At 71.9% G+C, this 26,116-nt stretch carries 31 protein-coding genes and 1 pseudogene; 10 read left to right on the top strand and 22 right to left on the bottom strand.

The window, feature by feature from the left end:
- The first annotated feature begins 143 nt into the window (after positions 1 to 143).
- Together ACP4J3_RS45640 and ACP4J3_RS45635 are read left to right on the top strand one after the other, a co-directional pair.
- The gene (locus tag ACP4J3_RS45640) at positions 144 to 1,484 is read left to right on the top strand and encodes an NtaA/DmoA family FMN-dependent monooxygenase (protein WP_426543260.1); all 1,341 of its coding nucleotides are present in this window, start codon (positions 144 to 146) and stop codon (positions 1,482 to 1,484) included.
- Between the two features lie 103 nt (positions 1,485 to 1,587).
- Positions 1,588 to 1,896 (top strand): hypothetical protein, encoded by a 309-nt coding sequence (locus tag ACP4J3_RS45635; protein WP_426543258.1) that lies wholly within the window; start codon positions 1,588 to 1,590, stop codon positions 1,894 to 1,896.
- A 213-nt stretch (positions 1,897 to 2,109) separates the two neighbouring features.
- Here ACP4J3_RS45635 and ACP4J3_RS45630 read toward each other — a convergent pair whose 3' ends face one another.
- The 8 genes and pseudogenes from ACP4J3_RS45630 to ACP4J3_RS45595 form a co-directional block, all read right to left on the bottom strand.
- Complete coding sequence (locus ACP4J3_RS45630) at positions 2,110 to 2,883, bottom strand: transposase family protein (protein ID WP_426543256.1); 774 nt, start codon at positions 2,881 to 2,883, stop codon at positions 2,110 to 2,112.
- Between the two features lie 129 nt (positions 2,884 to 3,012).
- Positions 3,013 to 3,150, bottom strand: a complete 138-nt coding sequence (locus ACP4J3_RS45625; RefSeq protein ID WP_426543254.1) for a hypothetical protein — start codon at positions 3,148 to 3,150, stop codon at positions 3,013 to 3,015.
- Positions 3,150 to 3,272: a hypothetical protein gene (locus ACP4J3_RS45620; RefSeq protein WP_426543252.1), complete on the bottom strand. Its 123-nt coding sequence runs from the start codon at positions 3,270 to 3,272 to the stop codon at positions 3,150 to 3,152. The genes ACP4J3_RS45625 and ACP4J3_RS45620 overlap by 1 nt, the downstream gene beginning before the upstream one ends.
- On the bottom strand, positions 3,269 to 3,478 hold the full coding sequence (locus tag ACP4J3_RS45615) for a hypothetical protein (RefSeq protein ID WP_426543250.1): 210 nt from the start codon (positions 3,476 to 3,478) through the stop codon (positions 3,269 to 3,271). The genes ACP4J3_RS45620 and ACP4J3_RS45615 overlap by 4 nt, the downstream gene beginning before the upstream one ends.
- Positions 3,479 to 4,246: 768 nt before the next feature.
- Complete coding sequence (locus ACP4J3_RS45610; protein WP_426543248.1) at positions 4,247 to 4,675, bottom strand: DUF6069 family protein; 429 nt, start codon at positions 4,673 to 4,675, stop codon at positions 4,247 to 4,249.
- Between the two features lie 191 nt (positions 4,676 to 4,866).
- Positions 4,867 to 5,076, bottom strand: a pseudogene (locus ACP4J3_RS45605) (DoxX family protein); the annotation flags it as partial.
- Positions 5,077 to 5,307: 231 nt separating this feature from the next.
- The gene (locus tag ACP4J3_RS45600; protein WP_426543246.1) at positions 5,308 to 6,348 is read right to left on the bottom strand and encodes a CE1758 family FMN-dependent luciferase-like monooxygenase; all 1,041 of its coding nucleotides are present in this window, start codon (positions 6,346 to 6,348) and stop codon (positions 5,308 to 5,310) included.
- 87 nt (positions 6,349 to 6,435) lie between these two features.
- A complete protein-coding gene (locus tag ACP4J3_RS45595) occupies positions 6,436 to 6,927 on the bottom strand; it encodes a MarR family winged helix-turn-helix transcriptional regulator (RefSeq protein ID WP_426543244.1) in 492 nt (163 codons plus the stop codon).
- Positions 6,928 to 7,170: 243 nt separating this feature from the next.
- On the opposite strand from ACP4J3_RS45595, the gene ACP4J3_RS45590 reads away from it, so the two are divergent.
- The 3 genes from ACP4J3_RS45590 to ACP4J3_RS45580 all read left to right on the top strand — a co-directional run bounded on the left by ACP4J3_RS45590 (position 7,171) and on the right by ACP4J3_RS45580 (position 8,162).
- Positions 7,171 to 7,332 (top strand): hypothetical protein, encoded by a 162-nt coding sequence (locus ACP4J3_RS45590; RefSeq protein ID WP_426543242.1) that lies wholly within the window; start codon positions 7,171 to 7,173, stop codon positions 7,330 to 7,332.
- 12 nt (positions 7,333 to 7,344) lie between these two features.
- Positions 7,345 to 7,707 (top strand): VOC family protein, encoded by a 363-nt coding sequence (locus ACP4J3_RS45585; protein WP_426543298.1) that lies wholly within the window; start codon positions 7,345 to 7,347, stop codon positions 7,705 to 7,707.
- 131 nt (positions 7,708 to 7,838) lie between these two features.
- A complete protein-coding gene (locus tag ACP4J3_RS45580) occupies positions 7,839 to 8,162 on the top strand; it encodes a transposase family protein (protein WP_426543240.1) in 324 nt (107 codons plus the stop codon).
- Positions 8,163 to 8,467: 305 nt separating this feature from the next.
- Here ACP4J3_RS45580 and ACP4J3_RS45575 read toward each other — a convergent pair whose 3' ends face one another.
- The 3 genes from ACP4J3_RS45575 to ACP4J3_RS45565 are packed head-to-tail and all read right to left on the bottom strand — an operon-like array spanning position 8,468 to position 9,200.
- Complete coding sequence (locus ACP4J3_RS45575) at positions 8,468 to 8,797, bottom strand: hypothetical protein (RefSeq protein WP_426543238.1); 330 nt, start codon at positions 8,795 to 8,797, stop codon at positions 8,468 to 8,470.
- Positions 8,794 to 9,015, bottom strand: a complete 222-nt coding sequence (locus ACP4J3_RS45570) for a hypothetical protein (RefSeq protein WP_426543237.1) — start codon at positions 9,013 to 9,015, stop codon at positions 8,794 to 8,796. The genes ACP4J3_RS45575 and ACP4J3_RS45570 overlap by 4 nt, the downstream gene beginning before the upstream one ends.
- On the bottom strand, positions 9,015 to 9,200 hold the full coding sequence (locus ACP4J3_RS45565) for a hypothetical protein (protein WP_426543235.1): 186 nt from the start codon (positions 9,198 to 9,200) through the stop codon (positions 9,015 to 9,017). Before ACP4J3_RS45565 ends, ACP4J3_RS45570 begins: the two co-directional genes overlap by 1 nt.
- Before the next feature lie 257 nt (positions 9,201 to 9,457).
- On the opposite strand from ACP4J3_RS45565, the gene ACP4J3_RS45560 reads away from it, so the two are divergent.
- Positions 9,458 to 9,727, top strand: a complete 270-nt coding sequence (locus ACP4J3_RS45560; RefSeq protein WP_426543296.1) for a CorA family divalent cation transporter — start codon at positions 9,458 to 9,460, stop codon at positions 9,725 to 9,727.
- Positions 9,728 to 9,797: 70 nt separating this feature from the next.
- On the opposite strand, the gene ACP4J3_RS45555 is transcribed toward ACP4J3_RS45560, so the two are convergent.
- From ACP4J3_RS45555 to ACP4J3_RS45505, 11 genes are all read right to left on the bottom strand, one after another.
- Positions 9,798 to 11,570 carry an ABC transporter ATP-binding protein gene (locus ACP4J3_RS45555; RefSeq protein WP_426543233.1) on the bottom strand — a complete coding sequence of 591 codons (1,773 nt, stop codon included), beginning with the start codon at positions 11,568 to 11,570 and terminating at the stop codon, positions 9,798 to 9,800.
- Entirely contained in the window at positions 11,567 to 13,306 is a 1,740-nt protein-coding gene (locus ACP4J3_RS45550; protein ID WP_426543231.1) for an ABC transporter ATP-binding protein/permease, read from the bottom strand. The genes ACP4J3_RS45555 and ACP4J3_RS45550 overlap by 4 nt, the downstream gene beginning before the upstream one ends.
- Positions 13,303 to 14,682, bottom strand: coding sequence for a nitroreductase (locus ACP4J3_RS45545; RefSeq protein WP_426543229.1), 1,380 nt, complete (start codon positions 14,680 to 14,682; stop codon positions 13,303 to 13,305). Before ACP4J3_RS45545 ends, ACP4J3_RS45550 begins: the two co-directional genes overlap by 4 nt.
- An 8-nt stretch (positions 14,683 to 14,690) precedes the next feature.
- Entirely contained in the window at positions 14,691 to 16,070 is a 1,380-nt protein-coding gene (locus ACP4J3_RS45540) for a YcaO-like family protein (RefSeq protein ID WP_426543227.1), read from the bottom strand.
- Positions 16,067 to 17,548 carry a CocE/NonD family hydrolase gene (locus ACP4J3_RS45535; protein ID WP_426543225.1) on the bottom strand — a complete coding sequence of 494 codons (1,482 nt, stop codon included), beginning with the start codon at positions 17,546 to 17,548 and terminating at the stop codon, positions 16,067 to 16,069. The genes ACP4J3_RS45540 and ACP4J3_RS45535 overlap by 4 nt, the downstream gene beginning before the upstream one ends.
- Positions 17,545 to 18,378, bottom strand: a complete 834-nt coding sequence (locus ACP4J3_RS45530) for a hypothetical protein (RefSeq protein WP_426543223.1) — start codon at positions 18,376 to 18,378, stop codon at positions 17,545 to 17,547. Before ACP4J3_RS45530 ends, ACP4J3_RS45535 begins: the two co-directional genes overlap by 4 nt.
- Positions 18,379 to 18,480: 102 nt before the next feature.
- Complete coding sequence (amiA, locus tag ACP4J3_RS45525) at positions 18,481 to 18,594, bottom strand: streptamidine family RiPP (RefSeq protein ID WP_426543221.1); 114 nt, start codon at positions 18,592 to 18,594, stop codon at positions 18,481 to 18,483.
- Positions 18,595 to 18,652: 58 nt separating this feature from the next.
- The gene (locus tag ACP4J3_RS45520; protein WP_426543219.1) at positions 18,653 to 19,474 is read right to left on the bottom strand and encodes an ABC transporter ATP-binding protein; all 822 of its coding nucleotides are present in this window, start codon (positions 19,472 to 19,474) and stop codon (positions 18,653 to 18,655) included.
- 19 nt (positions 19,475 to 19,493) lie between these two features.
- The gene (locus tag ACP4J3_RS45515; protein WP_426543294.1) at positions 19,494 to 20,486 is read right to left on the bottom strand and encodes a FecCD family ABC transporter permease; all 993 of its coding nucleotides are present in this window, start codon (positions 20,484 to 20,486) and stop codon (positions 19,494 to 19,496) included.
- Between the two features lie 11 nt (positions 20,487 to 20,497).
- Positions 20,498 to 21,553 (bottom strand): FecCD family ABC transporter permease, encoded by a 1,056-nt coding sequence (locus tag ACP4J3_RS45510; protein ID WP_426543217.1) that lies wholly within the window; start codon positions 21,551 to 21,553, stop codon positions 20,498 to 20,500.
- A gap of 86 nt (positions 21,554 to 21,639) precedes the next feature.
- Positions 21,640 to 22,617 (bottom strand): ABC transporter substrate-binding protein, encoded by a 978-nt coding sequence (locus tag ACP4J3_RS45505; protein ID WP_426543215.1) that lies wholly within the window; start codon positions 22,615 to 22,617, stop codon positions 21,640 to 21,642.
- A gap of 90 nt (positions 22,618 to 22,707) precedes the next feature.
- Between ACP4J3_RS45505 and ACP4J3_RS45500 the strand changes: the two genes are divergently transcribed.
- The 4 genes from ACP4J3_RS45500 to ACP4J3_RS45485 all read left to right on the top strand — a co-directional run bounded on the left by ACP4J3_RS45500 (position 22,708) and on the right by ACP4J3_RS45485 (position 26,051).
- The gene (locus tag ACP4J3_RS45500; RefSeq protein WP_426543213.1) at positions 22,708 to 23,904 is read left to right on the top strand and encodes a hypothetical protein; all 1,197 of its coding nucleotides are present in this window, start codon (positions 22,708 to 22,710) and stop codon (positions 23,902 to 23,904) included.
- 310 nt (positions 23,905 to 24,214) lie between these two features.
- Positions 24,215 to 25,021 (top strand): class I SAM-dependent methyltransferase, encoded by an 807-nt coding sequence (locus ACP4J3_RS45495; RefSeq protein ID WP_426543211.1) that lies wholly within the window; start codon positions 24,215 to 24,217, stop codon positions 25,019 to 25,021.
- The gene (locus ACP4J3_RS45490; protein ID WP_426543209.1) at positions 25,018 to 25,431 is read left to right on the top strand and encodes a hypothetical protein; all 414 of its coding nucleotides are present in this window, start codon (positions 25,018 to 25,020) and stop codon (positions 25,429 to 25,431) included. Before ACP4J3_RS45495 ends, ACP4J3_RS45490 begins: the two co-directional genes overlap by 4 nt.
- A 305-nt stretch (positions 25,432 to 25,736) precedes the next feature.
- The gene (locus ACP4J3_RS45485; RefSeq protein ID WP_426543207.1) at positions 25,737 to 26,051 is read left to right on the top strand and encodes a DUF1490 family protein; all 315 of its coding nucleotides are present in this window, start codon (positions 25,737 to 25,739) and stop codon (positions 26,049 to 26,051) included.
- Positions 26,052 to 26,116: the final 65 nt, after the last annotated feature.

The raw sequence follows: 26,116 nt of genomic DNA, 5'->3' as shown, positions 1-26,116 counted from the left end.
CCATCCGGCGCCTGGGCCGGGTCGCCACTCGGCCGGCCCGGCCCAGGCCCCGACTTTGACAATTCGGAGGATGCCTCCGTCATTCTCGAAAAGCTAATCGGAGGTATCCTCCGTTTTTCGTTGCCTGGTCTGGAGAAGTAACCGTGACAAGCCGACAGATGGTCCTGGGCATGCAGTTCAGCGGCGGATACGGGGCCGCGCCCGGGGCCTGGCGACTACCGGGTGCGAACCTGAACAGCTACACGGACATGGACCAGTTCGTGCGTTACGCGCAGGCCGCCGAGCGCGGCAAGATCCAGCTGCTGTTCATCGCGGACACCCCGGTCCTGGACGTCGACCTCGACCACCATGCGCCGCACCACATGATCGACCCGCTGCTGATCCTGACCGTCCTCGCGCGCGAGACCGAGCGAATCGGCCTGGTCACCACCGCTTCCACCACGTTCACCGAGCCCTACAATCTCGCCCGCCAATTCAAGGCCCTGGACGTGATCAGCCACGGCCGGGCCGGCTGGAACGCGGTGACCACCTCCGACCCCGCCGCCGCGGCGAACTTCGGCGCGATGATCCCGCCGCGCGCGGAGAAGTACGAGCGTGCCCACGAGGTCATCCAGATCGTGCAGGGGCTGTGGGGCAGCTGGCAGAAGGACGCCTGGCTGCTCGACGTCGACGGCAAGCGGTTCGCCGACATGGACAAGATCCAGCCGGTCAACCTGCAGGGCAAGCACGCCGCCTCACACGGCCCGCTGCCCATCCCTCCGTCCGAGCAGGGCCAGCCGGTCATCTTCCAAGCAGGCGGCGGCAGTTACGGCCTGGAACTCGCGGGCCGTTACGCCAGCGGCGTCTACGCCAACCCGTACACCATCGAGGACGCCCGAGCCCAGCGCCAGGCCCTGCGGGACGCCGCCAAGCGCGCCGGACGCGACCCGGACGAGGTGAAGATGCTCGCCGGCTTCATGCCGACCATCGCCCCCTCCCGCCAGGCCGCCCTGGAACGGCGCCGCTTCCTGGACGAGGTCGTCGACCTGAACCAACGCGTGCGTTACCTCGGCGCCATGATCGGCCTCCCGCTCGGCCCCGGCCAACTCGACGACCCGCTGACCGCGGACCAGCTCGCCGACGCCATACCCAGCCCGCACGACCCGCGCTCCGCCCGCGCCCTCGAAGTGGCCCGGGAAGGTTGGACCCTGCGCGACGTGCTCGCCCACGGCGTCATCGACTACCACCCGGTCATCGCCGGCACCGCCGCCGACGTGGCCGACCACATGCAGCACTGGTTCGAGGCAGGGGCCTGCGACGGCTTCTCGATCGCCGTCGACAGCTACCACGACGGCTTCGACACCTTCGTCGACCAGGTCGTCCCGATCCTGCAGGAACGCGGCCTGTTCCACCTCGACTACGAAGGCCCCACCCTGCGCGAGAACCTCGGCGCCCACGAGCAATACGGCCTCGACCCGCGCCTCACGAAGCCGGCCCGGTCCTGACCACCGCGCAGCCCATCACCGTCCAGCCGTCAGGCACCGCGACCGCGCAGGCGTTCCGCGACGCCATGGCAGCCGTCGCCGCCCGGTCGCCGTGGTCACTGCCATGGATGGCGATCGCCTTCATGGCACTGCGGTCAGCGCCTTCGCCTCCCATTCCCTGACACCTCTGATGGTGCTGATGTCGCTGGACAACCGCTCCCAACTCCTCGCAGGCAGCCCGGGTTCATCGAAGGACGGTGACGCGCAGGGGTGCCCGGAAGGACAGCAGACCCAGCATCGGGCACCTCAAAACCGCCCTCTGTCAGGTCACGGTGGATCTGCGCGCAGGCGGCGCCGACGTTGTATGCGGGGGTGCCGCGCAGCCTTTGGCGCGCGAGGTCGAAGTACTGCTCGGGTACTGCGAGGCGGCTGAGCTTGGCGTCGCCGCGTCCCTGCCCCCGCACACCCACTCACGCGGGTACGAGTGGTCGCTCGACCCGGAACGCACGGCAACCATGACCGTCGACAAGGCGAACGGCCCACTGAGATCGTTTCATCTTGAACTCGCAGGTCGCGGTACTGGTGTGAGCCCGTGATGCGGTCCTCGTGCTGGCAGGCGGAGTGATCGCCGTCGGGTGATCGGCTGTCACCGCTGGACTTCGCAGTTCGCCAGAACGAGCAGGGCCCGCAGCAACGTGGTGGCGTGATGGACGTTCATGCGCACCTTGGTCAGAATGCGCCAGGTCTTCAGGTTTGCGAAGCCGTGCTCGACGGCGGCGCGTTCGCGGCTGACCAGCCGGTTCGCCTCGTTCTCGGCGTCGGTGAGGCGGTGGGAGCGGGTCGCCTTGCGGCCGGTGATGATGACCGGAGCATCGTCGGGGTCGTCGTCGAGGCCGACGAAGCCGAGGTCGGCCAGGGCGCCGAGGCCGGCCTCGCGCAGATGCCTGGTGATGTGGTCGTGGCGTGCGGCGGTGATCTCGCTGGCCCGGCCAGGGCGGGCGGAGGAGATCCAGATCAGGTTCCCCTTCTCGTCGGTCAGCGCGAGGAAGAGCAGGCCATGGGCCTTGTGTTTCCCGCTGTAGTTCTTGCGGTTGGCCGCCCCGGTGCGGCGGCGAGTGCGCACGAGGGTGCCGTCCAGCAGGACCACCGCACCGCCCCGACGGGCGATCTTCTTCAGGGCGCGGTCCAGACGCGGGGCCCGGGCGGCGAGCAGGTTGAGGACTTCCAGGACCCAGCGGCGGACGGTGGCGGCCGAGACGGCGTTGCCGCCGGCCATGTCGGCCAGGCGCTGGTCGTGGCGCAGGACGGCCAGTACGACGATCGCCTGCGTGCCCGGAGCGGCCTTGCGCCAGCGCGTGCCCAGCTGCTTGCGGCGCTGGCGTATCAGTCCGCCGACGAGATCGACGGTCCTCTTCGACACAGGAAGCCGGACCTGGTAGACAACACCGGGAGAGCCCTCGGCGGGCGGCTGTTCTTCACACGAACGCCAACTCCCGCTGGAGGCCCTCGCGTTACGGCCCAAACCGGCCGCTCTGCCCCAGCCGGGCGATCAGCGCGGCAGGTACCGTCCCGAGCCCGTCCGGGTCAGCCAGCCCCGGTCGGACAGCTTGCGCAACTGGCCGCGGACCGGCTCGACCTCTGCCGGAGTGTTCTCACGACCCAGCGCGAGCGCAACGTCCTTGGCCATCACCGGCCCGACGCCTTCGCGACGATCTCCATGATCCGCCGGTACTCCGACGTGAGCACCTCCACCCCCACGCCTTCCTCGCGGTCCGGGATCAGCCGCATCCCACCCGCCCCGGGCGTCACCACCGGCTCCGGCTCCGGCTCCGGCTCCGGCTCCACGATGCCCGACGGCCGCCGTCCCCCGTCGCCTCGGCCCACTGCCCGAACACCACCTCGGCCGCCTCCAACCGGCCCAGCTCGGCGTCAATCTCCGCCAGCTCCTTGCGCAGCAGCTCAGCCCGCTCAGCCAGTCGCATCCGCCGCTCGATCGTCCACGTCAACACGTCCATCATGCACCTCCTTCCCGTTGCGGAACCTACGAGACGCCTCGGGCGGACCACCCAAGAACCCGCGAACCGGCCCATGGCAGACGATCACCTGCTAACGATCACGTCCGAGAGCAGTACGAGCGCGTCAGTCTCCACCCACATCAGCGGCCCGACCTGCGAATTCAGCATGAAAATCGATCAGTGGGACCGCGTCACCCCGCACCCGTACGAGCCCTCGGGCAGCGGCCGGTGTCGACGAAGTGCTGGCGGCTGGCTGAGGACGTCGTTCTATCCTCCGGTTCCCTCCGGGCCCCTGCAGGGTCCCTGGATCTTGGCCCGAGCGAGTGAGAGGGGCGCCACGTCTACATGGCACCCCTCGCTCTTGCGTTTCCGCAGGTCAAACCGTTAGTCCTTTTGAGGATCTTGGCGGCCCTTGCTGATCATTGCCAATCCATGACGTCTTTCCAGGATGTGGTGTGCCGTTGCCAATCCTTCCTGGGCCTAGTCGGTTGCTCCTGCTCCTTGTATCCCGAACGCGTCCCGAACGGAGCGAGGCTGGAAGGATACGGCTGACATCGAGCCGATTGCGGCACCGCAGGCCATGAGGTCTTCGAGGGCGGCACGGTGCTCGCGGCAGGGAGCGCAACGGCTCCACGCCCCCGCCACCTCCAGAACATCGAAGACGGAAGCGCGCGGGTTCGTACGTTCTCGAAGCTGAACAGCGAGGAACCCGTACACCAAGCACGGTGAACGTGACTTGGCGTACGGGTTTGCCTGGGTCGGCGGGTATCAGGATGGCGTAGTCCGGCTGTTGCCGAGGCGCGGCAGGACGATGAGCAGGACGGTCGCCGCCGCGATCAGGTGAAGGACTTCGAGGGCCGCGATGGTCAGGCCCTGCTGGGCGGAGGTGAGGGGCCCTGCCGCCATCACGACGACGGCGAGCGCCACGAGCAGGACGAAGGTCCGCCCGGGCCGTGCGGTCCGCCGGGCGATGACCAGGGCGATACCGCCTCCGACCAGGGTCATCAGGAGGGTCATGATGCCGGCCATCGGCGCGTTCACCGTGCTCTGGCTGCCGGACGTGGTGACGGTGTAGTCGGCTCCCGCCAGGTCGAAGAGGAAGTAGGCCACGAGGACAGCGACCGCCGCGGCGATGGCTGCCGGCAGGACGGTGCGGACGAAAGCGGCCAGCGGGCGGGAGGAGACAGCGGAGGACATACGGACTTCTTTCTGGAAGGTCGGACGACGGGCGTCGCGGGGAGGTCGGGTGCATCGCGGGCGCGATAGACGTGCCGTGTGATGTGGCGTGGGGCAGCCGCCCGACGACTTGGATGCGTGGGCGGTCCCGCGCCCGCGGCCTTACAGGGCGGCGAAGCCGAGGACGGCGGCAGTGAGGTGAGCACGGCCAGTACCGTCGGCGCGGCCGGGGATTCCTTGCGGCGGGTGCGGACCTTGACGGCACCGAGCATGACCAGCGCGAGGCGGATGCCGGCGATCGGGCTGAGGACGGTCGCGGTGTCGGTCAGGGCGGGCAGGATCAGACCGAGTGCACCGAGCACCTCGGCCAGGCCGATGAGCTTGATGGACCCGGCGGAGAAGTCGTCCGCCCAGGGCATGTTGGCCTCTTTGAGGGCGGCGCGGGTCTCGGGCGGGCTTCATGCCGCCCTGCGGCGAGGAAGGCGAGCGTGCTGAGGCCGGCGACTATCCAGAAGGCCATGGTCATGGCGTAGTGGTTCTCCGTGAGGTCGGATGCGGACAGAGAGAGGGGACCGGGGTGCCCCAGGGGGCGACCCGCGTACGGCGACTGCGCAGGGGGAGGCGAGGGGGTGGCGCGGCGGGAATGCCGCGGCTCAGGCGACTGTGCGCGTCTTTCCGGCTGCCGGAGGTGCGGGCATTTCGCGGCGCAGGACGGGGAGAATGTCGGAGCCGAACAGGTCGAGCTGTTCGTGGATGGTCTTCTCCGGGACGCCGCCGAAGTCCAGGCCGAACAGTTGGCGCTGGTAGGGGCCGAAGTAGTCGGGGAAGGAGAGGACCTTCTCGATGACCTGCTGCGGGCTGCCGACAGTGAGCCCGGTCTCCGTCGTGACGTGGTCGAAGTAGCCGGAGTGTAAGCGGCTGCCACGGAAGTAGGGCATGTACTCGGCTACGGCGTCCTGACTGTTCCTGCGGACGAAGGCGCCGCCTCCTGCGCCGACGATCGCGCTGTGGGCGGGGCCGTGGCCGTGGTGTTCGAAGCGGGCGCGGTAGTAGTCGACGAAGTCCTTGAAGTACTTCATGGTCATGAACAGGTTGTTCACGAAGAAGCCGTCGCCGTAGTACGCGGCCTGCTCGGCGATCTCGGGCGAGCGGATCGAGCCGTGCCAGACAAACGGCGGGGTGCCGTTCAGCGGCCGGGGCATCGAGGTGAAGCCTCGCAGCGGGGCCCGGAACCTTCCTTCCCAGTCGATTACGTCCTCGTCCCAAAGTCGGCGCAGCAGAGCGTAGTTCTCGATGGCCAGGGGGATGCCCTGGCGGATGTCCTGGCCGAACCACGGATAGACCTCGGGGGTGTTCCCGCGGCCGAGCATGATGTCGACCCGGTCGCCCGCGAGGTGCTGCAGGGTGGCGAACTCCTCCGCGATCCGCACCGGGTCGGTCGTGGTGATCAGGGTCGTCGACGTCGACAGAGTGATGTTCGTTGTCTGCGCGGCGATGGAGGCCAGGATCGCGGCGCCCGCGCTGGAGATGAAGGGCGGGTTGTGGTGCTCGCCGATCGCATAGACGTCGAAGCCGACCTCGTCGGCGTGCCGCGCGATGCGGACGATGCCCCGGATCCTCTCGGTCGCGCTGACCGTCTTCCCCGTGACCGGGTGCGGGGAGAGGTCCCCGACGCCGAAAATTCCGAACTCCATGACGCGACCTTCCGGGCGGGCGCACCCGCCAAGTAGTTGATGCGTGTACAACCTAACCCGGAGGTAGTACACGCGTCAACTACACGCTCAAGGGGAATCAGCGGTCGCCCGCCCCTCGGCCCGACCTGCGGCGGTCACATGCCGGATGAGGCTGGCGGAGATGTCGATCAGCGCCTCCTGCTGCTCGGCGGTCAACGCGTCGATGAAGTACTTCCTCACGTGCGCGCGGTGCAGCGGCGCCGCCGACCGGATCGCCGCACGCCCGGCATCGGTGACCGCGACCACGGAACCGCGCCCGTCATCGCGACATCCCTCACGGGTCACCAGACCCCGCTTCTCCATGCGTACCGTATGGTTCGACAGCCGGCTCTTCTCCCAGCTGATGGCCGCGGCAAGGTCCGTGGGGCGCAGCCTCCCGTCCGGCGCCTCGGTCAGCGCGACCAGCACCGTGTAGTCCTGCGGGGACAGGTCCGTCTCGCGCGCAAGCTCCCTCTCCACACGCTCGCGCACCAGGCGCTGCGCATCCAGCAGACCTCGCCACGCCCGACTCTCTCGCGCATTCCAGTGTTCCGTGCTCATCGCGCCATCCTACTCCGATTAGTTCATGCGTGAACTAATCGGGGCAGGACACCTGACGCCGCCTGCGAGTAGTTGACACGTATACCAATTCAGCTCGTTGTTCACATGTCAACTATTCGGTGAGGTGTCGCCCGGAGCGGGCTCGTCATGGAGTTCGGGATCTTGCTGGCTCCGCGGCACAGCACGGGGCGACACCCACCGATGACAACGCACGCCATCCCCCCACCCTTCAGGAGCACCTTCATGACCACTTCATTCACACGCCGCACCGCGATAGCGGGGGCGCTGGTGATAGGCGCGTCCCTCATGGCCACCAACCTCGCGCCGGCGTCGGCCGAGACCGGTCCCACCAGCACGAAGAGGACCGCCCCCACCGCTGACGCGGGTATCACCAGACTGCAGTGAGGGGCGGTCGCCCTGACCACCCGGCAGTACCCCGCGATGAAGGAATTCGCCCAGAAAGCCCTCGACCTGGACCTGGTGAGCAGCTCCGAGGAGTTCTCCGTCTTCACCACGTCCAACGGCAACCTGTTCGAGCTCTACGGACCGAAGGCCCCCCAGTACCCCTGGCGCACCAGCCCCACCTCCATCGCCTTCGGTTTCAACACCACAAATCTGGACAAGGCCATGACCCAGCTCCAGAACAACGGCGCCGAGTGGGTCTCCACCGTCCAGGTGGTCCCCGGCGCCGGAGCCGGCGGCAGCGACTATCGCTTCCGGCTCTTCCGCGCCCCCGACAACCGCGTCTACGCCATCTCCCAGAGCAACACCACCAGCTGACTCCCTCCCCCTGCCGGGTGACCGACGTCCGCGTCAGCCACCCGGCAACATCACGACCGGCAACATCACGACAAGCAGCAGCGGCACGGCCTGGGCGCTCGCCAAGGTCGCCTCCCTGGCGCCGGCCGCCGGTGCAGTACGTTTCCTACCGAAAGAGCCGGGTAACCGCCGACGACTTCGCCCTCCTCCACACCCATCACCGGGCAGTCCGCCACGCCGGCGGCAAGGTTGCTCCGATCATCATCACCGGCCGCAAGGCGACCCGCTCCCACCGCCTCACCGACGCCGAGAACGAGGCGAACCGGCTGGTCAGCCGCGAACGCGCCGCCGTCGAGCACGGCTTCGCAAACCTGAAGACCTGGCGCATTCTGACCAAGGTGCGCATGAACGTCCATCACGCCACCACGTTGCTGCGGGCCCTGCTCGTTCTGGCGAACTGCGAAGTCCAGCGGTGACAGCCGATCACCCGACGGCGATCACTCCGCCTGCCAGCACGAGGACCGCATCACGGGCTCACACCAGTACCGCGACCTGCGAGTTCAAGATGAAACGATCTCATTGACCCCCGGGGGCCCCACGCGGGTGGGGGTCAGCCGGGTTGTCGAACGCGCCGGGGGACCTTGGTTTCGGGTCCCCCACGCAGGTGGGGGTGAGCTGGTCTCCCCCGTGTGGCGGGACCAGTCCGGTGGGGATTCCTCGCACGGGCGAACCTGATCTATACCCGATCTGGCCGCTCACATTCTGGCGTGGCTGAACCCCATCAGGTAACGAGCTGGCAGGAAGGCCAAGTTAGCGCGTTCGCTGATGCCGCAGGGGTACGGGGGTCATGTACACGCATCCTCGGCACTGCGGCGTCCTCAAGTGTGGTGATTTGGCGTTCAATTGCTTTGACGTTCTCCGCGGTGTTCACCGTTGCGATCCCCTGGACGGTGACGGCCAGGGGATCGGCGACAAGCGACGCCTTGCGCTCGCGGAGGACCTCGATGGCAACCGCCCCAACCGAGCCGAGCCGAGCATGACGGACGTCGAGGTCGCCACGGTCGACTTCGCCGAGTTCGGAGCGGAGGTAGGCGGCGTCCGTGAGCGTCATGGCGCGTCCGTCTCGGTCACGGCCTTCGTGCGGCGGGGCGCCCGGGGAGGCTGTGCCTCAGGGACGCGAGCGGCCTCCGGCATCCATGCCTCTGGGTGGGTGATCTGGGCGGCGAGCACCGGATCAGTGACCGTCGTGCCTGCGGCCAGGAGCAGCGTTTCGTGGTTCTTCGGGTCGGTGACGAAGACCGTTTCTGCGAGTGTGCGGGTTGCCGCCATCAGAGAACCTTCGCCGTGATGTGGATGTCCGGAACGTACAGCACCGGCATTGCGACAGCAGCACCCTTCGTCCACACCTGGACGGGGTAGTCCTGGTGCCCGCTGGTGATGACGATCCCGGGGGCGTCCTCGCGGAGGATCGCCGGGTTGGAGCCGGAGGACAGGACCAGGGACTCCGCTGTCACCCGTACTGCGTCTCGGCCCAGGACTGCGGGTTGGGCGGCACGAGGATCCAGCGGTCCTCGGGGAAGTCCTCTCGAATAGCCAGGCAGACCGCTACGACGCTCGCACTGACAGAATGTGACCAGTGCCCTTACCTCCTCAGGTGCCGCAACGCCGCCCGCCTTGCTTCGCTAGGAGCCGCGCCCTGGGGAGAATCTGGGGAGAACGGGCAGCGCTGGGGAGCGCCTGGGGAGAACCGGCTGCGTAACGCGACACAAGCCTGAAAGGCCCTGAAAGACACACGACGCAGGTCAGAGGCGACGATTGCAGCATCACTGCAGCTCAGCGCCGCCAGGTAGACAACTTCAAGAAGATCTCGTCGTGGGCGGCGATTCTGTTCGCCCCGACGCTGGTCGGGACGATCTACGGGATGAACTTCGAGCACATGCCGGAGTTGCACTGGGTGTTCGGATACCCCTTCGCGATCGCCCTAATGGGTATTGTTTGTGCCAGTTTGCACATCATCTTCAAGCGGCGAGATTGGCTCTGACGCGCCCCCCCACGGCGCTGAGGAGGCGGCCCTGTGTCGCAGGGCCGCTCGCACGGCCCGGTCGGCGAGGTCAGGACGGCGTGACGGCCAGTACGCGGTTGAGTGCGCCGTCGGAGCGGGCTGTGAGGTCGTCCCAGGTGCCCTGCTCCGCGATGCGGCCGGCTTCGAGGACGGCGATGCGGTCGGCGCGGCGGATGGTGGCGGGGCGGTGGGCGATGACGATGGTGGTGCGGCTGCCCTGGGCGAGCGCGGTGGCGAGTTGGGCGTCTCCGGCGTTGTCCAGGTGGGCGGTGGTCTCGTCCAGGACAAGGACCCTGGGTTCGGCCAGCAGGGCGCGGGCGAGGGCGATGCGGGCGCGCTGGCCGCCGGAGAGGGTGGCGCCGCGCTCTCCGACGAGGGTGTCCATGGGGGCGATCCGGTCGACGCCGCACCGCCGGGCCGCTTCGGTGAGGAGGTCGTCGTCGGCGTCCGGTGCGGCGAGGCGCAGGTTGTCGGCGAGGGTGCCGTGGAAGAGGGGGGTGTCCTGGCCCACGACGGCCACGGCACGGCGCAGTTCAGCGTCTGCCAGGTCGCGCAGGTCGAGGGGGTCGCCGTTGTCGGGTATGAGGTGGACGGTGCCTTCGGACGGGTCCCAGAAGCGGGCCAGCAGGTGGGCGCAGGTCGATTTGCCGGCCCCCGAGACTCCGACCAGGGCGAGGGTCTGGCCTGCCGGAACCGTCAGGTCGACGTCGTCCAGCACGGGTCGGCCCCCGTAGTCGAAGCTCACCTGGTGCAGCCGGACGCCCAGCGGGCCCGGGGGAAGCGGGCGGGGTGCGGCGGGCGGCGGGGCGAGAGCGGGGGCCTTCAGTGCCGCGTCGACGCGGGCGGCCGCGGCGCGCAGGCCCACGGCCTGGCTCAGTGCCCTGGCCGACTCGGCGACCGGGCCCAGCACCGACAGCGCGAGCGCCATCGCCGCCGGGGCCCATGCGCCGTGCAGCCGCCCCGAGGTCACGGACTGCGCTGCGGCCGCCACCACACCGAGGACCGCGAGCACGATGAGGGCGTCGCGGACCGCGGCGGCCATGGCCTCCCAGGTGGCCTCGGCCCGCTGGGCCTCCCCCACCCGCCGGCCCTGTTCGGCGAGACGACCGCGCCGCTCGGTGAGCCCGCCGAAGGCGAGCAGTTCGCGCAGCCCGTCGACGGTCTCCACGGTGTCGGCCGAGAGCTTCGCGGCGGCCGCCCGGGTGCGGGCCCCGCGCGCGGCGCGTCCGCGGGCCTCGGCGAAGGGGGCCACGGCAAGGAGTGCGGCGACCGGCAGCACCGCCGCCAGCAGCCATGGCTCCACCGTGGCCAGTGCCGCGGCTCCGCCGGTGAACACCACGCCGGATGCGAGGAGTTGGGCCGTGGTGTGGGCGTAGAAGAACTCCAGTGCCTCCACGTCGGCCATCGCGGTGGCGGCCAGGTCACCGCTGCGGCGGCCTGCCACGCGGGCGGGTGCGCTGCGGGCGAGTCCGTCGAAGATCCGTACGCGCAGTTCGGCCAGCACCCGGTAGGCCAGGTCGTGGGAGAGGTCCATCTCGCGCCAGGTCATCAGGGCGCGTACGAGGACGAGGGCGATCAGAGCGGTGACCGTGCCGGCCGAGGGGGCACGGTCCTCGATGACCGCGGTGCCGACGGTGTGCGCGGCCAGCGTCAACAGCGCGACCAGGGAGCCCTGTTCGAGGAGTGCGGCGGCGCAGGTGCGGGTCATCATGACCCGGTGCCCGGCGAGGGCGGGCAGCAGGGCGCGCAGGGAGCCCCGTGCGGGCTCGGTTGCGTCGGCGGTGCTGCCGAGGGTGGCATCGGCGTCGGTGGTGGTGCTCATGCGGCGAGCCCTCCTTCGTAGGTGTGGCCCGCCTTGACGAGCTCGGCGTAGACGCCTCCGGCTTCGACGAGGGCGGTGTGCTCGCCGACGGCGTCCACGCGTCCGCCGTCGAGCACCACGATGCGGTCGGCGTGCCGGACGGCGGCGAGCCGGTGGGCGACCACCAGGACGGTCCGGCCGCCCGCGGCGGCCAGCAGTTCGCGGACGATGTCCGCCTCGCGGCGTTCGTCGACCGCGCTGGTGGCCTCGTCGAGCACGAGCACCGGGGCGTCGGCCAGCAGGGCCCGGGCGAGGGCGAGGCGCTGGCGCTGCCCGCCGGACAGGGTGGAGCCGCGTTCGCCGAGGACGGTGGCGTAGCCGTCGGGGAGGGCGGCGATCTCGTCGTGGATGCCGGCCGTCCGTGCCGCGCGTATCAGGTCGTCGTCCGTGGCGTCCGGCCGGGCCAGGCGCAGGTTGTCGGCGATGGTGGCGTGGAAGAGGTGGGTCTCCTGGGAGACGACGGCGATTCCCTGGCGCAACGAGTCGAGCGCGTACTCGGTCACATCGCGGCCGTCGAGGGTGATCCGGCCCTGCTGCGGGTCGCGGTGGCGCAGGAGCAGGGCGAGCAGGGTGGACTTGCCGGCGCCCGACGGGCCGACGATCGCGGTCGTGCGTCCCGCCTTGGCGGTGAAGGTGACGCCGCTCAGCGCGGGCGTCTCGGCGCCGTCGTAGCTGAATTCCACGTTCTCGAAGCGCACGTGGGGCGGTCCGGGCCAGTGCGCTCGTGCCGTTCCCGTGTCGGGGACGGCGGGTTCGGCGGTGCGCAGCGCCTTGAGTCCGTCGGCGGCCGACACGCCCAGGTATCCGGCGTGCCACTCGCGGGACAGGTCGCGTACGGGGCGGAAGCACTCGGAGGCCAGGAGCAGTACCAGATAGGTGCCCGTCGCGGTGGTGGATCCGGTGACGGCCGACCAGCAGGCGAGCAGTGCGGCGGCCGCGGTGCCGCCTTGGATGGCCAGGTCGGTGAGTCCGGTGTCGACGAGCGAGACGCGCAGTTTGGCGACGGTGGCCCGGTGCAGCGCCGCCGAGCGTTCCTCGAGCCGCTTGCGGGTGCGCCCGACGGCGCCCGCGGCCCGCAGCGCGGGCATGCCTTGCAGTGCTTCGAGGTAGTCGCCGCCCAGTCCCTCGTAGGTGTCCCAGTGTTCCTTGCCGCGCTTGGCCAGCAGCCGGTCCCAGGCGCGCGGTCCGAACAGGGCGAGCAGCAGGGCCGGTACGAGGCCGAGGAGGGCGGCGGGTTCGACGGCGGCCATCGCGGCGAGCAGCAGGGGCGGGACGGTGAGGGTGATGAGGAGCTGGGGCAGGTAGCGGGAGACGTAGGCGTCGACGCCCTCGACCCCGTCGACGACAGTGGTGCGGACGGCTCCGGCGCGCGCGGTGGTCAGGTGTGCGGGTCCGAGCCGTCCGAGGTGGGCGAGGAGTTCGTCGCGCAGGTGCACCCTGACTTGCGCTCCGGCGTGGGTGGCGGTGCGCCGCTGCCAGTAGCCGAGTCCGGCACGGGCGGCGACGACGCAGAGCACCGCCCCGAGCAGCAGCGGGAGCCGGTCCGTGTCGGCCCGGGCCACGTCGGCGAGGGCGACCGCCAACAGTACGGCCTGCGTCAGGTGGGTGAGGGTGACGGCCCCCTGCAGGAGGGTGGCCGCGAGCAGGGGGCGCCGTGCGTGGTGTGCGGCGCGGCGCAGCTCGGGGTGGACGATCACGAGGTCTCCTCTTCGGAGTGGGTGGTGCCGAGGGCCAGGCCGTGGACGATCCAGTCCCGGCCCGGCGGGGCGCCGAGCGCGGCGCCGAGGTCGGCCTGCTGCCAGGAGCCGACGGGGCGGGCGGCCAGGCCGTGTCGGGCAGCGGTCAGGTGGGCCAGGTGGACGGCGAAGCCCGCGCGCAGGTGGGCCCGGCGGATCCGCGGTGCGTCGGCTTCCGCCGGGCAGCCGTGACCGAGCAGCACGGCTCCCGCGTCCGCGATCCATGCCTGGCCCGCGGCCCAGGCGGCGAGTGTCGGCCGGGCCTCTCCCGCCGCGAGACGCCGCAGTGTGCCGTCGGGCGCCGCCTCGACGAGTTCGGGCTGCGGTCCGCCGACGGCGGCGCACCAGGCGAGTTCACCGGTGCTCGCTGCGTTGGCGGTGGCGAGCACGGCCCGCAGGGCGTCCCTGGACGGGGTGCCCCGCATCGGCGGTCGGGCGCTGCGGCGGGCCAGCAGGTCGCGGGGCGCGGGGGCGCCCGCAACGGGGTGTGCCGCATCGGGTGGGGCGACCTGATGCACCCCCTCGGCCGGGACGCCCGCGTGTGGCCCCCCGGGCCGGGCGCCCTGACCTGTCCGCCCAGCCGGCGCGCCCTGAAGCACGCCCTCGGCCGGAACGCCCGCATATGACCCCCCGAGCAGGACGCCCTGACCTGTCCGCCCAGCCGGCGCGCCCTGAAGCACGCCTTCGGCCGGGGCGCCCCGAAGGACTCCCTCGGGTTGGGAAGCCCGGCGGGTGCCCTCGGGCAGGGGAACCTCGGGCGCCGCCTCGGCCAGGGGAGCCCGTCGCGCCTCCTCGGGCGGGGCGAAGTGCACTGTGGCGAGGGGGTCTTCGTCGCTCCCGTCCAGGCGCACCGTCACGGGCCCCACGCCCAGTGCACGCCCCGCGAGCCACAGCGCCCCGGCGGCGTGCCCGGTGTCCAGCAGGATCAGCGGCCAGGCACGGTGGCCGTAGTGCGAGATCGTGCGCTGCGCGGTGACGGACAGCTCGACGGTCACGCCGGCCGGCGGGCCGTCCGGTTCTGGGCCGAGGCGGTGCACGCGGTGGCGCAGCGGGTCGTAGCCGTAGCACCCGGGCGGCAGCGGGCATCCGGTGCCCACGACGAGCCGGGCGTCCACCGGGTGCAGCGCGCCCGCGGACGGAGCGGGCCGCAGCCGTCCGGCACCGTCCGAGGCTGCCAGGGAGAGGCGGAGCAGCTGACCCATGTCGAGCTCGCCCGGCCGGGCCTCGGGCAGGGGGCATGCCGGGCCCGGCCACCGGCGCACAGTCGGCCCGGCGGGCGTGTCCGGGCCGGGCTGCTCGGGGGAACGGGCGCGGGCGAGGACAGCGACGAGATCCACGGTGGCCCTCACATGTGGGGCGGAGGAGCCAGCGTGAAGTCCTCCGGCGTGTGCGGCGCGGTCGTGCGCCAGCCACGGGCGACGGCGGCGTCGGCGAGGCGCGGGCAGCCGAAGTAGCCGAAAGCGGCTGGTGCGTTGGGGAGGAGACCGGAGACGAGCACCCGGGCCACCCGCAGCGGCGTTTCTGCCACGTCCTCGGTGGTGAGGTCGAACGTCATGATGCGGTGATCCCCTTCGTGCAGGGCGTGCTCCAGCCGGTCCCGGCTGCCGGGCTCGACCGCCTCGATGGACACCGTCCCGTGCGCGGGCTCGGAGAACCGCCGGGCCTCGGACGCCATCCGCTCGTCCAGCCAGACCTGAACGTGCGCCCCCAAGTCCCTTACGTGCTCGAACTGTTCTCCGCACGCGTCGAGGTAGCGGCCGTCGGCTCGGTGGTCCAGGTAGAGGCCGCGGGCGAGGAGCCCGGCCTCGACGGCCTGGAACACCCAGCCGTCGGGATCGGTGAGGCCCTGGGTGAAGACCCAGGTGTGGACGGCTTCGAGCACGGCCTTGCGGGCGGCCTCGGCCGGGTCGTACTTGCAGGCGAACCCGGCGGCGTACAGGCCGAGCCGGGGGTCGTGGACGAGCGCGGCCATGCAGGGGGCGAACTCGGAGGGCATCTCGGCGAGATGGACGTCGAGCCCGGATCCGGCGAGGTCGTCGGCGAGGCCGGGCACGCTGGCCGGGTCGATGCCGCGGGTGGGGCCGTCGAGGTGCCACCACAGTTCGAGTGCGTCGCGTTCGACGATCTCCAGCAGTGCGCGCTCGATCGCGTCGTCCAGGCCCTGTCCGGTGGCGATCCCCGCGTAGTTGAGGTGGTGGGTGCGGGGCAGCGAACGCAACTCTCCTTGGCGCCAGTTCAGGTGCGTGAGTGCGACTGGTGCCCAGACCTCGGCTCTTTCCCCGCCGGGCAGCCGTTCCTCGCCGCGCGTCCACAGGGACGGGGTGTCGGGCGTGAGGGGGCGGTAGGGGAACTTTTCGCGGGCGTACTGCCAGTCGGCGTAGGCCGGGAGCTCCTGTGGGCCGTAGAGCCGCAGGCCCTTCCCGGTCAGTTCGGCGGCCGTGGCGCGCGCCGGCGCCTCGGGGTGGCCGGGGGGCGGCACGCGGTTGCCGCAGTACCGCTCGATTCCCTCGGCTATGGCGGCGATCCGGGCGCCCTCGGGGTCGCCGAAGGTGGTGCCGAGCGACACCCGGTCGGCGGGCCACAGGCCGAGCTTGCGCGCGTCGGATATCTCGGCGGTGAGCGCGGTGTAGCGGGGTGGCGCGCCCACGGGGTGCTCGACGGGCTTGACCTTGCGGACGATGCCGCACACGGGGTCGACCAGGGCTTCCAGCGGCAGCGCCGTCATCGCAGGATCTCCTGTACGGGATCGGTGGGGGCGGGGCGGGTACGGAGCACGGGCAGGCGAAGGGTCACGGTCCCCGGGTCGACCTCCCGCCGGGAGGCGAGCAGCCGGGTGGCCGTGACCGGGTCGGCGCCGGTGTGGGGGTTGCGGGCGTGGGCGGGGAAGTGGTGCCCGGCGATTTCCAGGCGGAGCCGGCTGCCCGCGGGCAGCCGCCGTGCGAGCCGGCCGAGTCCGACGGTGAACTCTGCGGCCTGCCCCGGGGGGTCCTGGCGCCGGACGATGCCGACGGCAAGCCGCTCGGCCGTCCCTTCGGGGCTGATCGCGACGAGCCGGGCGACCCAGTCGGCGGAGGGTGCGTGGGCGGTGGCGCGCAACCGCACCTCGGCGTCGCCGATGACGTCCAGCGGGCGCGGGAGCGGTGGGGTGACCAGCAGGCAGCGGTCGGGCGCGCCGTCCGTCGGAACGGACAACTCCTCGGAAGACACGGGGCGTTCGGGGTCGGCCGTGAAGGAGGATCCGTGCAGCAGCCGTACGGTCTGAGTGTGCGGCTCGCCCTCCGTGCCGGCGGGCACCCACACGGAGCTGCCGCCCAGCCCGACCGCGCCACGGTGCCCGGGTGCGAGTCCCCCGGCGAGGGCGAGGCGGGCCCAGCCTGCGTACAGCTCGCCGAGGCTGATCCGGTGTGCGGGCCTGGCGTCGCGTCCGGGCATGGCGACGAGGCCGTGGCCCCAAGGGCCCATCAGCAGGCGCGCCGAAAGGCCGCCCCAGCGGCGCCACAGCGTGACGGTGTCCTCGGCGAAGTGGTCGTGGTGGCCGCCCACCACGAGCAGGGGCACGCCGGCACACTCCGCCCGGGAGCAGAGCCGACCGTGCTCGCGGTGCCGCCACAGGCCCGGCCAGGAGGGCAGGCTCCGGCCGAGCCGGGCCGGGAGGTCGATCAGCGGCAGGTGGCCGAGCAGGCCGGGGTCCGCGGCGAGAGCCTTCTCCAGGGCGTCCTCGTCGGAGTCGTGCCGGTCACCGTGGGCGGCCCACCACCCTGCGCGGGCCCCCAGCCGTTCCACACCCGAGGGTTCGCGGGCCGTCTCGGCGGCGCCCAGCGCGGGCACCGCGGCGATGACGGCGTCGGGGCGGGCGTCCTCGGGCGCGTCGAGCGCGAGGACGAGTGCGCAGTGAGCGGCGTAGGAGGCGCCGACCGCCACCAGCCGCCCGTCGCTCCAGGGCTGTTGACGGATCCAGCGGACGGTCGCCGCTCCGTCCGCGGCCTCGTTCTCGTACGGGTGCCACTCCCCCGGCGACGCGTACCGGCCGCGTACGTCCTGGGCCAGGGCGGCGAACCCGCGCCGGGCCCACCCGCGCAGCTCGGCGTGGTGCCGACGCCGGTCGTAGGGCGTGCGGATGAGGACGGCCGGGAAGGGTCCGTCCTCGTCCGGGAGTTGCACGTCGGTGGCAAGCCCCTCGACGACCACGGTGAACGGCGTCATCCGGCCTTCACCGGCATCGAGGCGACGTCGGGTACGGGCAGCACGGGGTGCTCGGTGACGGTCAGCGTGCGCAGGTCGACGCGCCGGAGCCGGCGCCGGGCGGGCAGCCCGCCGGTGTCGGGGGCGTCGGTGGCCCACCGGGCGAGGTCGTCGGTGAGCAGGGCGGCGAGCAACGCGGCCGCGGGGGCCGTGAGGTGGACGGGCGTGCCGGACGTGCGAGGCCCGCTCCAGTAGGCGGCCAGCTCACGGTGCGCGGGCGTGGCGGCGAGCCGACGGGCACGGACGTGCGCCGAGGTGACGTCCCCGGGAGCGGCCGCGAGCGGCTCCACATACGCCTGCCAGCCCTCGCGGTGACAGCGCAGCCAGGCGATGCCGCGCTCCGGCAGCCGGTCAGCCGCATCCCACAGCCCTTCGGGAACGGGCCCGTCGAGGCACCACACGACAGCGGCGGGCTCTTCCCCGGCCCGGGCGCCGACCAGGTCGTCAGGAACAGCGGACCGAGGGCCGGCGCCTGAGGACCGCAGGAGCGCGGCCAGCGGCTCGGTCAGCCCGGCATCGCCCAGCAGCCAGACATCCCGGCGCTCGACGGGCCATTGCGCGCGCTGCGGCCCGTCCGCCATGTATCCGGCGCTTTCGAAGGCTCCCAGGAGCCGGTCCAGTTCGGCATCCGGCTCGTCGGCGGCCGATCCGGAAAGCCGGGAGAGAAGAGCACCCTCGCTCGCGTCGCCCGTCCGCACGCTGAGGAACTCCCCGTCGGCCGTCCGTACGGCGAGCCCCTTCCCGGGCACGGCGACGACCTCGACACCGGATGCGAGCTGGCTGCGCGACACGTCAGTTCTCCTGTCGGGAAGGTGCCTGGGAAAGGGGTGGGCCCGCCCGCCAGGTGACGAGCGGGCCCACGGTCGAGGGTCTTGGCCCCCGCGTGCTCTCGCTTACTCCTCGGTGTCGTCGAAGGGGTTCTCGACGAGCGCGTTGGAGTGCGAGGCCGAGTCGTGAGCCAGCTGACCCGGGTCGGCGATCGGCGCGAAGATCTGCTCGTTCTCCATGAACTCTCCTTCATCACAAGGGAGGTACGGCGTTCGGTTGAGCACCGCAGTCACCAAGTTAATGAATATGATTTTCATATTCCACCCCTGGGAGAGGGTGATCCGGGTAACACACCGGCCAGCCGCCCTCGGGGTCCCGGCCGACCCGGCCCGCCACCTTGAGGACGTCCGCGAGCAGCCCGGGCGTGACGACCTCCTTCGGTGTCCCGTCGGCCACCACGCGGCCGTCCCGCAGCGCGACGATCCGCTCGGCGAACCGGGCCGCGTGGGCCAGGTCGTGCAGCACCATCACCACGGTCAGGGCGCGCTCCTCGCGCAGCCGGACCACGGTCTGCAGCACGTCGAGTTGGTGGTGCAGGTCCAGGTAGGTGGTCGGCTCGTCGAGCAGCAGGACGCGGGTGTCCTGGGCGAGCGCCATCGCGAGCCGGACCCGCTGGCGCTCACCCCCGGACAGCGCGTCGACGTCACGCTCGGCCCACTGCTCCACGCCGACGTCGCGCAACGCACGCCGTACGACGGGGTCGTCGCCCTCGCGCAGCATGCCGAGCGGGCCGCGCGCCGCGTACCGCCCCTGCCGCACGAGGTGCCGGACGGTCATGCCGGGGACGGCCGGGGCCGACTGGTGCAGCAGCGCGACCCGCCGGGCGGTGGCGCGGCGGGAGAGCCGGGCCAGGTCGTCGCCGCCGAGCAGGACGCGCCCCTCGTCCGGTTGCAGCAGCCCGGCGGCCAGCCGCAACAGGGTCGACTTGCCGCAGCCGTTGAGGCCGATGAGCGCCGTCAGCTCACCCGGTGCGACCGTCACGTCGACGCCGCGCAGCACGGGTCGGCCGGGGTAGCCGAAGTGGACGCCCTCGACATGGATCCCCACGGGTTCGGTCATGCTCTGTCCTTCGTCGACATCAGAACGTTCGGCTCGGCGTACGGCGTACGACGACCAGCAGCAGCCCGGCACCCACACATGCGGTGAGCGCCCCGACCGGCAGCGTGAGTCGCCCGGAGTCCAGCGCGACCGCCAGCAGCTGCGACACCAGCTGCGCCGCCGCGTCCGCCCCGCACACCACGGCCGCACCCACGAGGGCGGCACCGGGCAGCGTCACCCGCAGATCCGCACCGAACACGGCCAGGGCGAGGTGCGGTACGAGCAGACCTACGAAACCCAGCGCCCCCACGGCGGCCACCGCACCCGCCGTCAGCGCCACGGCGCACACCAGGGCGAGGGTCCGGGCCCGCGCGGCGGACAGCCCGGCGGCACTGGCGATGTCATCGCCGCAGCGCAGCAGGGTCAGCGGTCCGGCCAGCAGCCACGCCGCCACGCCCCAGGCCAGCGCCCACGGCCACAGCAGGTGCCAGTGCTGCCACACGCGGCCCTCGGTGGTGCCGACGAGCCACTGGACGACACTGCCGAGCTCACCTGGCGCGACCAGCAGCACCATGGCCGTGAGCCCGCCGAGCACCGCCGAGACGAGCACCCCGTGCACGGCCGTCTGCGCGGGATCGCCCCGGCCACGCCCGGCGAGCAGCCACAGCAGCCCGGCCCCGGCGAACCCGCCCGCACACGCGGCGACGACGACGGCGAGGGGCGATTCCCACCCCGCGAGCCCGAGACCGGTGGCGGTGACGGCCCCGAGCACGGCGCCCGGAGTCACGCCGGTGACCTCGGGCCCGGCCAGGGGGTTGCGCAGGGCGGACTGGAGGACCAGACCCGCCACGCCCAGGCACGCCCCCGCGCCGAGAGCCACCAGCATCCGGGGCAGGCGGAGCTGGAACAGGATGTGCCGTTCCGTCGCGTCGCCGCCCCCGCCGAGGACGTCCCAGAGCACGGCCGGGGACATGCCCCGCCCGGCCGCCGACTCGGCGCAGGCGCACACGACGACGAGCGCGGCGAGCACCATGAATCGCCGGCTCACCGGGCCTCCCCCATTTCGGTCTGCACGACTTCGGGACCGCTCCCCCGATGCCCCGAACGAGCGGCCTCGAAGCCCTCCGCCGGCCGGGGAGCCTTCGGCCTCCGGTTGCCCGACCGGAGCAGGGCGACGCCGGCGGGCACGCCAAGGAGGGCCGTCCAGGCGCCGACCGGAGTCTCCACGGGCGCCAGCGCGAGCCGGGCCGGCAGGTCGGCGACGGCCACCACGACGGCGCCCCACGCCGCCGACCAGGGCAGCCAACGCACCGCGTCGCCACCGGGGTTGAGCCGTCGCGCCAGGTGCGGGGCGAGGAAGCCGACCCACGCCACGGGCCCGCACACGGCGGTCACGGGCGCGATCAGCACGATGGCGATGGCCAGTGCGGCGAACCGGGCCCGCTGTGCGCGCACCCCCAGCGCCTCGGCGTCCTCGTCCCCCAGCCGCAGCACCGACAGCACCGGCGCGCACAGCACGAGCGCGGGCACGGCGACGAGCAGCCAGGGCCACAGCCCTGTGACGTCGTCCCAGGTACGGGCGGAGAGCGAGCCGAGCAGGTACCGGTAGATCAGCTGGAGGTCGAGCTGGTCGGCCATCACCATCAGCACGAGCAGCGCGGCCTGCAGCGCGGCGGCGACCGCGGCCCCGGTGAGCAGCACGGCGGACGGGCTGCGCCCCAGCCCGGCGGCGAGCAGCGTGAGCGCGCCGCCGAGCGCCGCCCCGCCGATGGCCAGCAAGGGCTGGACGGCGGCGGGGATGGACACGGCCAGCACCAGCGGCGCGGCCACCCCGAGCGCGGCCCCGGACGACACGCCCAGCATCTCGGGGACCGCCAGGGGGTTGCGCAGCGCCTCCTGCAGCACGAGCCCTGCCGCACCCAGGCAGGCACCGGCGACCAGCGCCAGCACCAGCCGGGGCACGCGGAGTTCGGTGACGACGACCCCGGCGAGCGTGGCGTCCGCGTCCAGCAGCGCACCGGGCAGCCGGTACAGCGGGACGTACGGCGTGCCCAGACTCAGTGCACAGGCGGATGCCGCGGCCAACAGTCCGATGAGCACGACGAGTTGCCACGTCCCACCGGATCGCGGCAATCGCCCGCCCGAGGCCGCCGCACCCACCGCGCTTTGGGTCGCGGTGCGTGCGCTCACCGCAGGGCGGCCGTGGCCTCGTCGAGAATGATGCCCAGCGAGCGGGTGCCGCGCCCCTTGGCCCACACCTCGGAGTTCACCTCGTGGACGTCCCCGTTCTTCACGGCCGGGATCTTCTCCCACAGGGGGTTCTTCGCCAGCTTCTCCGACAGCTTGCCGTCCGCCTCGCCGAAGGCGATCGTCTCGACGAACAGCACGTCCACGTCGCGGGCGAGGATCTCTTCGAGGCTGTAACTCCCCTCGACGCCACGGGACTTCCACGGATAGTCGGCCAGCTTCGGGAACAGCCCGGCGGCCACGTCCGTCCCCGGGGTGGCGACACCGAAGTTCTCGTCGCTGCCGTAGATGATGAGCGCGGTCTTGTCGCTCTTGCTCTTCTCGGCCTCGGCGAGTTTGGTGCGGAAGGTCTTCTCGGCCTTCTCACCCTCGGCGGTACGGCCGGTGAGCGCGGCGACATTACGCAGGTACCCCACGCTGTCCTGCCACGTCTCCGGCTGCATCGGCCAGAACGTGGTGGCGTCCTTCAGGGCCGGGGCGAGCTTGCCGTGCGTGTCCTCCAGGCCGATCACGAGATCGGGTTTGTGGGAGAGGATCGCCTCCACCTCGGGAGCGATGAAGCCGCCGGGGATGATGTCGACCTCCTTCGCCTTCTGCTCCCCCAGGAAGTCGGGGTGGGCGAGGAGTGCGCTGGTCGTGGCCGTGGGGACGATACCCAGCTCGGTCAGGATGTCGTCGCAGAGCGCGAACAGGCAGACGATGCGCTGCGGTTCCTTCTCCAGGGAGACCTTGACGCCGTTCCCGTCGGTCAGCTCCCGGGTCGACTTGATGGGTTCCACGGTCACGTCGGTCTTCGTACCGGCCGCGGCGGCCTCGTCGCTCGCCGGTTCGGTGGACGCGCCGCAACCCACCAGGACGGACCCCACTACGGCCGCGGTGATCCAGTTGCGAACGGATCTCGACGGTGAGCGCAGCATCAATGCCCTCGCTTCTTCTCATGGTTCCGGAACGCATCGACCATACATGATAATCGTTTTCATCTGATCCCCTTTGCCTGGAGGCTCTCGATGAACGACGGCCCGCTGCTGCTCGTCTCCGACCATGTCGGGGGATCCGTCCACGTGCTGACCATGCCGGACGGCGTGGAGGTGCACCGCCTCACCGGCCGTCATCTCTCCGAGCACGCCGGCTTTCTGGCACTGCCGGGAGGGCGGGCGGCGTGCGTCGACGACCGCAGGGGTGAGCTGCTGGTGCTCGACCCGTTCGGCCGCGAGCTGGTGGAGGCCGCTGTTCCGGTCGCCGTACCGGCCGAGCACCTGGCCTGCGACCCGTCCGGCCGGTGGGTGGCCGTCACGACGGGCCTGGGCAAGAACGGCGAACCGTGGTCGGATCTGCTCACGGTCATCGACCTGGCCACGACTGACGCGGCCCGGGTGCGGACGCGCGCGGGTGAGCCGGGGGTGACGGTACTGGGCGACGGCGCCCCCCTGGCCGTCCTGCGGCACCGGGAACCCGGCGCCCTGGCCGTTCACCGGTTCGCCGACCTGCTCGACTCTCCGCCCGGCTGCCCGCCGGTCACGCCCCACGCGCACCTCCCCCTGCCGGACGACGGGCACGGCGACGCCCAAGACCCGCAGTCCGGCCACGTGTTCGCGGCCACGGGTGAGGGGGTGCGCCGGGCACACCGTGAGGGCGACGCCCTCGTTCCCGAGCCGGCGATTCCCTGGGGTTCGCCCGCCCGGGGCTGGTACCTGCGGCTCGACCCACGGCGACGGGCACTGTGGTCGACCCTGCGGGGCGGCCCCGCAGACCCACTGCGATGGCCGGAGTGGACGAACCAGGCATGGCGCCACGACCTGGAAACGGACCGCACGACCGTGACGGAACTCGGCCCGGGGCTGGTCTTCCGGCTCGCCCTCGCCAAGGACCACACCGCCTTCACCCGCATCCACCCCGACGGCGACGAACTGATCCTGCTGGACGCCGACGAGACCGTACGCCGCACCCCCCTCCCCGCCATGGACGGCGCACCCCGCCGCGGAAGCACCCCCTGGGAGGGCGTCCAACGCCGTGCGGTGGCCGCCTCGCCCGGCACGGACTGGGTCGCCGTCACCCGTGGCGGCCACGGCGAGGTCCACGTCTTCGACGCCCGAACGGCCTGCGAAGCCGCCCACTTGAAGCTGGGCACCCCCTTGCACCACGGCGGCCACGCGATGCTGCGCACGCGGCACGACGGCGCCGAAGGAGATCCGGTGGGCCGGTGATAACCCATCACCGACGGCCCGGCCCCGCCCACCCTGGACCACCTCGCGGCGCGCGGTGTTCAGCAGGCGGTACGTCGGCAAGCGTGGGTTCAGCACCCGTTCGCTGTCGGCGACCCCGGCTCCCGTTTCATCCAGGCGCTGGGCACAGCACCGTCCGTCGGAGTCCTCGCGGACCGCGCCCTCGGCGGGCTCGACCGCGGTGTAGGCGCCGTCCGGCCTAAACCCCCTCCACCAACGCGGGGGTGTTCACGGGGAGCCACGGCAAGTAGCGTTCCGATAACGACAATCGTTTTAGACGCGAGGGGGTTCCGTGACCGCACAACAGGCCACCATCGGCGAGGTGTTCAGCGCCGGCGCCGAGGAGTTCCACCGCTGGTCGCCCCTGCTGTGGGACCAGGTCGGGCAGGCCACGGTGGAGGCGTCGGTCCCGGGCCTCGGCGAGCGGGTGCTCGACGCCTGCTGTGGGGCCGGTGCGTCTGCGCTGCCGGCGGCTCGTGCGGTCGACCGCGACGGGCTGGTCGACGCTGTGGACCTGGCCGGTGCCCTCGTGGCGCTCGGCGAGCGGCGCGCACGGCAGGAGGGCCTGGCGAACCTGCGCTTCCACGAGCACGACGTGACGGCGTGGGCGGCACCGCACGGCGGCTATGACTTGGTGCAGTGCGCGCTGGGCGTGTTCTTCTTCCCCGACATGGACCGCGACACCGCCAAACTCGCGGCTCTGCTGCGACCGGGCGGGCGGCTCGCGGTGACCGTATGGGAGAAGGGGGCGCTCGGCGGTTGGGGGCAGGCGTTCAAGAGCGCGGTCGAGACAGAGCGCGAGTGGCCGGGCTCGTCGCAGTCGGACCAGCTGGCCCGGATCGACACCGCCGACGCGCTCGCCGCCTGGCTGGGGAGCCTCGGATTGAGCAGCCCCCGAGTCGTCCGCCGGGACCTCGCCGTACCGCTGACCCCTGCGACCGCCTGGGACCTGGCGGTGGGCAGCGGTACGCGCGCCCTGCTCGAGGGGCTGGCGCCCGCTGCGGTGGATCGCGTCCGTGTGCACTTCACCGCGGCGTTGGAGGCGGCGTCGGTGACTGATCTCGATGTCCGGATCCTGACCGGGACGGCCGTGGCATGACCCGGGGGCCGCATCACGCCGCCGCCCGGCAGGCCGCCGAGGGCTTCACGGCCGCGGTCTGCCGGGCCGAGGGCGGTTGCGGCGCGGCGGACGGCCGCGTCCTCGAAGCACTGCGCGGCGCCACCCAGCGGGTGCCGTTCGGGCTGCTCGTCGCCACCGGCTGCCTGGCCCGGCATCTTCATTGTCCGCACCACGAGGGCAACCAGGTGCCGCGCGTGGGCCACCGGGTGGTGGTCCAGCCGTGCGCCCGGGACCGTACGCCGCTCGCCCCCGCTCTGGCCTTCGGCCCGCTCACGGATCCGGAGCAGGCCGATGCCCTGGCCGACTGGCTGGCGGAGGGCCTGCACCAAGGCCGCCGCCCGCCGCGCCGCCTGCTGGCCGTACGTCCGTCGCGGCGGTCGGAGTGGTAGCGGCAGCGGGAACCCTCCTTCACCCGAGCGCGACCTTTAGCTACGTTCGCCCTGCCAGTACCTCCCCGAACCGCCCGCCCGAGCGGACATGACCCGCTGTCCGTGATGGTCAGCCGGGTCCGGTAGGTGCCCACCAGTCGGCAGGCGATGTAGATCGTGAACGAGATGGTGGTGACGTGGGGTCGGCGCAGCCTGCGCGGCCGGCACAGGCGTGGTTCGGAACGACTGATGCGCGATGTACACGGCGGAGCGAGAATGGACTTGCCGCGTGGAAGACGGTCGAAGCCGTTCCGCGGAAGGAGACCATGATGCATCCCGCCGCTCTTGCGGGTGCGGTCGTGGGCCGCATCACGCACTATGCCCTGTCCGGAACCGCGGGCGTGCTGGTCCTGCGGGGGGCCGCCAAGGCCGCGCCCAAGGCGAAACCCGCGGCCCGCAGGCTTCTGGTCAGCGGCATCGCCGGCGGCATCACGACGGGACGATGGCTCGGAGAGGCTGCCGAGGAGGCCCGCCTGAGGGCAGGAGACCTGCTGGCGGAGGCCCGGGAGCAGATGGGTGAGGAGGCGCCGCCGCCCTCGGCGGTCGGTGTCGAGGGGCACGACCACGATCACGAGCACTGAGAGGCGAATCGCCATGTCCGGCCCGTCCGCACCCGGCGACGTTCCCGTGCCCGGTTCCGGCTCTG

Source organism: Streptomyces sp. UG1 (genome assembly GCF_049974585.1).
In the GTDB taxonomy this organism is placed as follows: domain Bacteria; phylum Actinomycetota; class Actinomycetes; order Streptomycetales; family Streptomycetaceae; genus Streptomyces.
This window is presented reverse-complemented; position numbering and strand designations above follow the sequence as displayed.